This window comes from Methylobacterium indicum (assembly GCF_001043895.1).
GTDB classification, from domain to species: domain Bacteria; phylum Pseudomonadota; class Alphaproteobacteria; order Rhizobiales; family Beijerinckiaceae; genus Methylobacterium; species Methylobacterium indicum.
In genome coordinates, this window is record NZ_JTHF01000222.1 from 1 (window position 1) to 7,904 (window position 7,904).

Genomic DNA, 7,904 nt, shown 5'->3' on the forward strand with positions numbered 1-7,904 from the left:
CACCGCCGAGAGCAGGCCGCCCCGCCCCCGCCGGAGAAGCCGGTGCGCGAGCGCGGCGGCCTGCTCTCGGCGGTGAGCGGCCTCCTGACCCTGTTCGTCATCCTCGGCCTCGGCGCCATCCTGGGGATCGTGGTCCTGGAGCGCCAGACCAACGAGGCGGGGCCGCTGCCCGCCGACAAGGTCGTGGTGGTGCCCCGCTCCAGCGTCGGCGAGATGGCGGACCTGCTCCAGCGCGAGGGGGTGATCGGCCACCCGATGCTGTTCGAGCTCACCGCCCGCTTCGGCCGCAAGGCGGCGCTCAAGGCCGGCGAGTACAACTTCAAGGCCCATGCCAGCATCGACGACGTGGTCGACGTGCTGGTGCAGGGCCGGCCGGTCCAGCACGCCATCACCTTCCCGGAAGGCCTGACGAGCGAGCAGATCGTCGCCCGCCTCAACGACAACGACGTGCTCACCGGCGACATCAACGAGACCCCGCCCGAGGGCTCGCTCCTGCCCGACACCTACAAGTTCGAGCGCGGCGATTCCCGCCAAAAGATCCTCAACCTGATGCGCACCAAGCAGCGCGAGGTCCTCAACCAGATCTGGGCCCGCCGCTCGCCGGACGTGCCGGTGCGCACGCCCCAGGAGATGGTGACGCTGGCCTCGATCGTCGAGAAGGAGACCGGCCGGGCCGACGAGCGACCCCGCGTCGCCGGGGTGTTCGTCAACCGGCTGCAGAAGCGGATGCGGCTGCAATCGGATCCCACCATCGTGTACGGGCTCGTCGGCGGCCGCGGCACCCTGGGGCGCGGCATCCTGCGCTCCGAGATCGACCGGGTGACGCCCTACAACACCTACGCGATCGAGGGCCTGCCGCCGGGGCCGATCGCCAATCCGGGCCGGGCGGCGCTCGAGGCGGTGGCGAATCCGTCCCGCACCAAGGAGCTGTTCTTCGTCGCCGACGGCACCGGCGGCCACGTCTTCTCCGAGACGCTGGAGGCCCACAACCGCAACGTCGCCCGCTGGCGCCAAGTCGAGAAGGCCAAGGCCGCCGCCGATCCGGCCTCGACGGTCGGCGTCGACAAGGTCGAGCCGCCGGCGCAGGCCGATCCGGCGGCCGCGGGCGCCGCCCTGCCGCCGCGCACCGCCCTGCCGGGGGCGCCGCTCGCCTATGACGGCTCCGATGCGACCGCGGCCTCCCGCTCGCGCGCCTTCGACGCCTCGGAGGGGACGGCCCGCGACCCCCTGCGCAACAAGACCTTCGACCTGAACTCGCCCAAGACCGTCCCGGTCCTGCGCAACCCCTGAGCGCGCACACGATGACCATCGCCAGCATGACGGGCTTTGCCCGCGAGGCCGGAACCACCGGGCCCACGCACTGGGCCTGGGAGCTCAAGAGCGTCAATGGCCGCGGCCTCGAGGTCCGGGTCCGGGTGCCGGCGGGCCTCGATTCGGTCGGAGAGGAGGCTCGGGCCGGAGTGCAGAAGCGTCTCGGCCGCGGCACCTGCCACCTCACCCTGACCCTGTCGCGGGCCGAGGCCGCGCCGCGGGTGCGCATCAACGAGGCCCTGCTCGCATCCCTAGCCGAGGCGGTGACCCGGGTACCGATGCCGCTCGGCATCACGCTGCCCTCCGTCGACGGATTGCTCGGGATCCGCGGCGTGATCGAGGTCGAGGAGGAGACGGGCGACGACGAGGCCCTGCGGCGCGACCTCGCGGCCGCCGCCCTCCGGCTCGTCGACGCCTTGGCCGAGGGCCGCCGCGCCGAGGGGCGGGCGCTCGCGGAGGTCATCGGCGGCCAGCTCGCCGCCATGGCGGATCTCGTCGAGGCCGCGGAGGCCTGCCCCGCCCGCCAGCCGGAGGCCGTGAAGGCCCGTCTCGCCGCCCAGGTCGCGGCCCTGATGGAGGCCGGCAGCTTCGATCCGGCGCGCCTGCACCAGGAGGCCGTCCTCCTCGCCGCCCGCGCCGACGTCCGGGAGGAGATCGACCGCCTGCGCGCCCATCTCGCCGCCGCCCGCGAGCTGCTCGCGGCTGGGGGCGCCGTCGGCCGCCGGCTCGACTTCCTGGCCCAGGAACTCGGCCGCGAGTCGAACACCCTCTGCGCCAAGGCCAACGACGTCTCGCTCTCGCGCATCGGCCTCGACCTCAAGGCGGTGGTCGAGCAGTTCCGCGAGCAGGTGCAGAACATCGAGTAGGGGCAGCCATCGGGGCGGCCCGCTTGTCCCGTCCCGCCCGCATCTCTCCGGTTGCGCGTGCGGCGGACCGGCGGCATTGGGATGGAACGGATGGGCGGGCCTGCCTCGCGGCGGGACGAGACGGACGGCGACTGGCGCGTCCGGACCGGCGACAAGGGTGATGCAACGCGATGGTGGCGAAGGTGGGCTCCGAACTCCTGAAGGCCCCGGTGGCGCGCCGGGGCCTGGTGCTGATCCTGTCCTCGCCCTCGGGGGCGGGCAAGACCACCCTGACCCGGGCGCTGGCGCAGCGGCCCGAATGGGGGCTCGAGCTGTCGGTCTCGGTCACCACCCGGGCGCGCCGCCCCTCGGAGATCGACGGCCAGCACTACCGCTTCATCGACCGGGACGCCTTCGAGCACCTGCGTGAGCGCGACGACCTGCTCGAATGGGCCGAGGTCCATGGCAACTATTACGGCACGCCGCGCAGTCCGGTGGAGAAGGCGCTGGCTGCCGGCCGCGACATGATCTTCGACATCGATTACCAGGGCACCCGCCAGGTGCGGGGCAAGCTGCGCGACGACGTCGTCACCATCTTCATCCTGCCGCCCAGCATGGCCGAGCTGCGCCGTCGCCTGGAGCGCCGGGCCGAGGATTCCGCCGAGACGATCGAGCGCCGCCTGCTCAATGCCCGCACCGAGATCGAGCGCTGGTCCGAATACGATTACGTGCTGGTCAACGACGACCTCGACCGCTCGTTCAAGACCCTGGAGGCGATCCTCGCCGCCGAGCACCTGCGCCGGGAGCGTCAGGTCGGCCTGTCCGGCTTCGTGAGCCGGCTCCTCGCCGAGGACGGCGCTCCGGGGGCCTGACGGCCCGGAACGACCTGACGCGCGGGAACGAATCGTTCACGATCGAAGTTGCCCGAAGGCACACCGCGCCGTCGCCGCTCTGCCGCGCCGTGCGGTCCGAGGGGAAGACAGATGCGTGAACTGACCTGCGACGTGGCGGTCATCGGGGCCGGCACGGCCGGTCTCGCGGCCTACGATGCGGCCGCCAAGGCCGGCGCCCGCGCGGTCCTGATCGAGCGCGGCCCCGGCGGCACCACCTGCGCCCGGGTCGGCTGCATGCCCTCGAAACTCCTGATCGAGGCGGCGAGCGCCGCGTACGACGCGCGCCACGCGGGCGTCTTCGGCGTCGAGGTCGGCGAGGTCCGGATCGACGGCGCCACCGTGATGCGGCGGGTGCGGGCCCTGCGCGACGATTTCGTCGCCTCCGTCCTCGACGGGCTCGACCGCATCCCGGCCGAGCAGCGCGTCTCCGGCACCGCCCGCTTCGCCGACCCGGCGACGCTGTTGGTCGACGATCATACCCGGATCGTTCCGGGCGCGGTGGTGATCGCGACGGGGTCGAGCCCGAGCCTGCCGCCGTCCCTGCATCCGGTCGCGAACCGGGTACTCACCACCGACACCCTGTTCGAGATCGAGACGCTGCCGGATTCCCTCGCGGTGCTGGGCGCCGGCGCCGTCGGCCTCGAACTCGCCCAGGCCATGACCCGTCTCGGCGTACGGGTCACCCTCCTCGATCCGGCCGACGCGGTCGGCGGCATCCGCGATCCCGAGGTTGGGGCACGCGCCGCCGCGCTCCTCTCGGCCGAGATCGACCTGCGGCTCGGCGCGACCGTCGAGACCGCCGAGGCGCAGGGCGACGGCGTGCGGCTGACCTGGCGCCTCGCCTCGGGCGAGCGGGGCGAGGGCACCTTCGCGCGGGTGCTCGCCGCTGCGGGACGCCCGCCGAACCTGTCCGACCTCGACCTCGCGGCAGCGGGGCTCGACGACCCGGAGGAGGACGGCCTGCCGGACTTCAACCCGCGCACCCTGCAATGCGGCGCCCTGCCGATCTTCATCGCGGGCGACGCCAACCACGAGCGGCCGGTGCTGCACGAGGCCCAGCGCCAGGGCTGGATCGCCGGCGGCAACGCCGCGCGCTTTCCCCAGGTCGAGGCGCCGCCGCCCTGGCCGGCCTTCAGCCTCGTCTTCACTCATCCGCAGATCGCCGCCATCGGCCGCGCCTTCGATCCCGAGGCGGCGCGCGACTGGGTGATCGGCGAGACCTCGTTCGCCGACCAGGGCCGCGCCCGGGCGATGGACCGGGCCGAAGGGCTGATCCGGGTCTATGCCGAGCCGGACGGGCGGCTCACCGGCGCGACGATGGTGGGGCCGGGCGTCGAGCACCTCGCCCACCTGATGGCGGTGGCCGTGCAGGAGGGATGGACGGCGGCGACCTTCCTCGACCGGCCCTTCTACCATCCGACCCTGGAGGAGGGGTTGCAGACAGCCGTCAGGGCGGTGGCCGGGCGCACCGGCGGCACCCGGTGACGGAGCCGCCCCTCACGTGTGGGCGATACTCCGTTGCGGTTTCGTTCAGATTCGGAATCCGATAGGATGCGCGACCCGTCGCTGGACGCGCGACCGTTTCGGGCCGTCGATACCTTGGAATTCCTGTGATCGTGCCCGACCAGACGACGTCTCCGGCAATCGACCTCGACGCGCTCGCGCCGCACGAGCTCGATGCGCTCCAGCAGGGCGTGATCCAGATCGACGGCCGGGGCGTCATCCATCTCTACAACCGCGCCGAGAGCCTGTTTTCGGGCCGGCGGCCGGAGCGGGTGATCGGTCGCAACTTCTTCACCGACGTCGCCCCCTGCACCCACCTGCCGCATTTCTACGGCCGGTTCCGCGAGGGGCTGCGCCGGGGGCGGCTCGAGGACACTTTCTCGTTCGTTTACGGCTTCGACCCCAAGCCGATGCAGGTGCGGATCACCCTGCGCGACGCGGCGGCACCGGATCGGTACTGGATCATTGCCGAGCCTGTGGAGGCCCTCGAGGCCGGGCACCGGCGTGATGCGGTCCAGGCGGCCGTAAACCAGCGGGTGCGGGCCGAACCGGTCGATCCGAGCCTGTGCGAGCGCGAACCGATCCACATCCCCGGGGCGATCCAGCCCCACGCCGTGCTGGTCGCCGCCGATGTCGACAGCCTCGCGGTGGTGGCCTGCAGCGCCAATGTCCGCGATGCGCTCGACCGCGACCCGCTCGGCCTGCCCCTCGATACGGTGCTCGGCGCCGGCCTCACCGGCCGGATCCGCGACGCTCTCCAGGGGGAGGGGGTCGATCCCGGCCGCACCGTGCGCGAGCGCGTGATGCTGTCCGCCGGCCTGCCGGTCGATGCAATGGCTCACCGCAACGGCGAGCGCATCGTCGTCGAGCTCGAACTGGCGCCGGCGCATCCGGAGGATTTCCGCGCCGCCAGCCAGCTCGACATGGAGCTCGCGGTCGGCCGGCTGCGGGGCGCCGATTCGCTCGAGGGCGCGGCCCAGGTCGCGGCGCGGGAGACCCGCGCGCTCACCGGCTTCGATTGCGTGCTGGTCTACCGCTTCGACCCGGACTGGAACGGCGCCGCGATCGCCGAGGACAAGGACCCCGCCTGGAGCCGCAGCCTGCTGGGCCTGCATTTCCCCGCATCCGACATCCCGGCCCAGGCCCGCGCCCTCTACACCCGCTCAAAGAGCCGCTTCGTCATCGACCGCGACTACGTGCCGGTGCCCCTGGTGGCGACCCCCGCGACCGCCAATGCGCCGGTCGACCTCACCTTCGCCCAGTCCCGCAGCCTGTCGCCGATCCATCTCGAATACCAGCGCAACCTCGGGGTGAACGGCTCGATGTCGGTCTCGATCCTGGTCGAGGGGCGGCTCTGGGGGTTGATGATCGGCCATCATCGCCGGCCGCATTACGTCGCGCCCGAGACCCGCGCCGCCGCCACCGTGCTGGCCGACGCCTTCGCGATGCGGGTCTACGAACTCGAGAGCCGGCGCCTGTGGCAGGAGCAGCAGGCCCACCTCGCCCTCGAGAGCGAGCTCGTGCGCGAGCTCGCCCGCTCCGACGACTTCGTCAGCGCCCTCACCGAGAATACCCACACCCTCCTCGACCTGTTCGATGCGCGAGGCGCCGCCACGGTCTCGCAGGATTCCGTGCGCTGCCTCGGCGAAACTCCGCCGGCCGACGCGATCCGGGCGATCGCCGCGTGGCTGCGCGAGACCCTGCCGGCGGACCGCACCAGCTACGCCACCGCCGAGTTTCCCGCCGCGCACCCGCCGAGCGCCCCCTTCGCGGCCTGCGCCAGCGGCCTGCTCGCGGTCTTCGTCGATCCGGAGCGGCGCCACCTGCTCCTGTGGTTCCGTCCCGAGACGCCGAGCACCGTCACCTGGGGCGGCGACCCGCGCAAGCCCGTGCTCGCCGGCAGCGGGCCGGTGGCGGTGCTGCCCCGGCGCTCGTTCGAGCGCTGGGTCGAGGAGCGGCGCGGCACCTCGGAGCCGTTCGCGACCTGGCAGGTCGGCATCGCCGAGGCGCTGGCCCAGGCGGTGGAGGGCGTGGTTTTGCGCCAGCAGCGCAAGATCAGCGAGCTGACCGGGCTCCTCGCCGACAAGGAGCGCCTGCTGGCGCAGAAGGACCTGCTCACCCGCGAGATCGACCATCGGGTCAAGAACTCGCTCCAGATCGTCTCGGCCTTCCTGCAGATGCAGCGCCGCCAGGTGACCGATCCGGCCTCGCAGGCGGCTTTTGCCGAGACCGCGGCCCGGGTGATGAGCGTGGCGCGGGTCCACGACAGCCTCTACCAGGCCGAGAGCGTCGAGGAGGTCGATCTCGGCCAGACGATCGAGAATCTCTGTGCCGATCTCGCCGGCATGGCGGGGGAGGGGCATGCCGTCGATCTCGAGGCCGAGCCCGGCCTGATGGTGCCTTACCGCAAGGCGGTGGCGCTCTCGCTGATCGCCACCGAGCTGATCACCAACGCCTTCAAGTACGCCTACGCGGAGGCCGGTGGGCGCGTCGCCGTGAGCGTCGCGGGTGAGGCTGAGGGGCGGATTCGCCTCTCGGTGTGCGACGAAGGCCAGGGCCTGCCGGTCGGCTGGTCGGACGCCCCGGCTCGCGGCACCGGTCTCGGCATGAAGCTGATCCGGGCGATGCTCGAGCAGATCAACGCCCGGCTCGAGGTCGAGAACCGCCCCGGCGCCTGCTTCACGGTCACGGCGTGACCGATACCGGCGTGACCGACATCCACGCCCGCCTGCGCGCCGAGACCCGGGAGGCGCACGAGGCGATCGAGCGCGACCTCGCTTGGGAAACCCGTGTGTCGACCCGGGAGGGCTATCGTGGGTTGCTCGCCCGCTTCTGGGGATTTCACGCCGCCTGGGAGCCGGCCCTCGCCGAGGCTCTCGCCGACGACGCCTTCTTCGCTCCGCGCCGACGCCTCGATCGCCTCACCGAAGACCTGCGCCATCTCGGCCTCGACGACGCGACGATCCAGGCGCTTCCGCGCCCCTCGGCGCTGCCGCCGCGCGGTCGAGCCGAAGCGTTCGGCAGCCTGTACGTTCTCGAAGGCTCGACGCTCGGCGGCCAGGTCATCGCCCGCCACATCGTCCGCCAGTTCGGCCTCTGCGGCGACGAGGGCTGCCGCTACTATCGCGGATACGGCCGCGACACCGGCGCGATGTGGAAGGCCTTTCGCCTGCGCCTCGCCGAGGAGGCCGAGCTGTCCGAGCCCGACGTCATCGTCGCGTCCGCCAACCGAACCTTCGACGCGATGCGGCTCTGGCTCTGCGCCTCGTCCGGCCGCGCGTGACGGCAGGGGAGGGGGCTCTGGTCGCCGTCCTGTCGCCGAACCTTCATGAAACCGGTTGACGGGCCGAAT

Annotated in this window: 6 protein-coding genes; all 6 read left to right on the forward strand. The window is 72.4% G+C overall.

What is annotated here, in order from left to right; translation table 11 throughout:
* A partial coding sequence (gene mltG / locus QR78_RS24035) for an endolytic transglycosylase MltG (RefSeq protein WP_048430122.1) occupies positions 1–1,290 on the forward strand: 1,290 nt, incomplete at its 5' end.
* Positions 1,291–1,301: 11 nt separating this feature from the next.
* Complete coding sequence (locus tag QR78_RS24040; protein ID WP_048430123.1) at positions 1,302–2,177, forward strand: YicC/YloC family endoribonuclease; 876 nt, start codon at positions 1,302–1,304, stop codon at positions 2,175–2,177.
* Between the two features lie 170 nt (positions 2,178–2,347).
* Positions 2,348–3,028, forward strand: a complete 681-nt coding sequence (gene gmk, locus QR78_RS24045; protein WP_048430124.1) for a guanylate kinase — start codon at positions 2,348–2,350, stop codon at positions 3,026–3,028.
* A gap of 111 nt (positions 3,029–3,139) precedes the next feature.
* The gene (locus QR78_RS24050; protein ID WP_048430125.1) at positions 3,140–4,534 is read left to right on the forward strand and encodes a dihydrolipoyl dehydrogenase; all 1,395 of its coding nucleotides are present in this window, start codon (positions 3,140–3,142) and stop codon (positions 4,532–4,534) included.
* Positions 4,535–4,662: 128 nt separating this feature from the next.
* Complete coding sequence (locus tag QR78_RS24055; RefSeq protein WP_048430126.1) at positions 4,663–7,248, forward strand: histidine kinase dimerization/phosphoacceptor domain -containing protein; 2,586 nt, start codon at positions 4,663–4,665, stop codon at positions 7,246–7,248.
* A gap of 11 nt (positions 7,249–7,259) precedes the next feature.
* Complete coding sequence (locus tag QR78_RS24060; protein WP_048430127.1) at positions 7,260–7,835, forward strand: biliverdin-producing heme oxygenase; 576 nt, start codon at positions 7,260–7,262, stop codon at positions 7,833–7,835.
* The last annotated feature ends 69 nt before the right edge of the window (positions 7,836–7,904 follow it).

Coding starts and splice junctions, on each gene's coding strand:
- QR78_RS24040 (WP_048430123.1), top strand. CDS start 1,302: ATGACCATCGCCAGCATGACGGGCTTTGCCCGCGAGGCCGGAACCACC.
- gmk (WP_048430124.1), top strand. CDS start 2,348: ATGGTGGCGAAGGTGGGCTCCGAACTCCTGAAGGCCCCGGTGGCGCGC.
- QR78_RS24050 (WP_048430125.1), top strand. CDS start 3,140: ATGCGTGAACTGACCTGCGACGTGGCGGTCATCGGGGCCGGCACGGCC.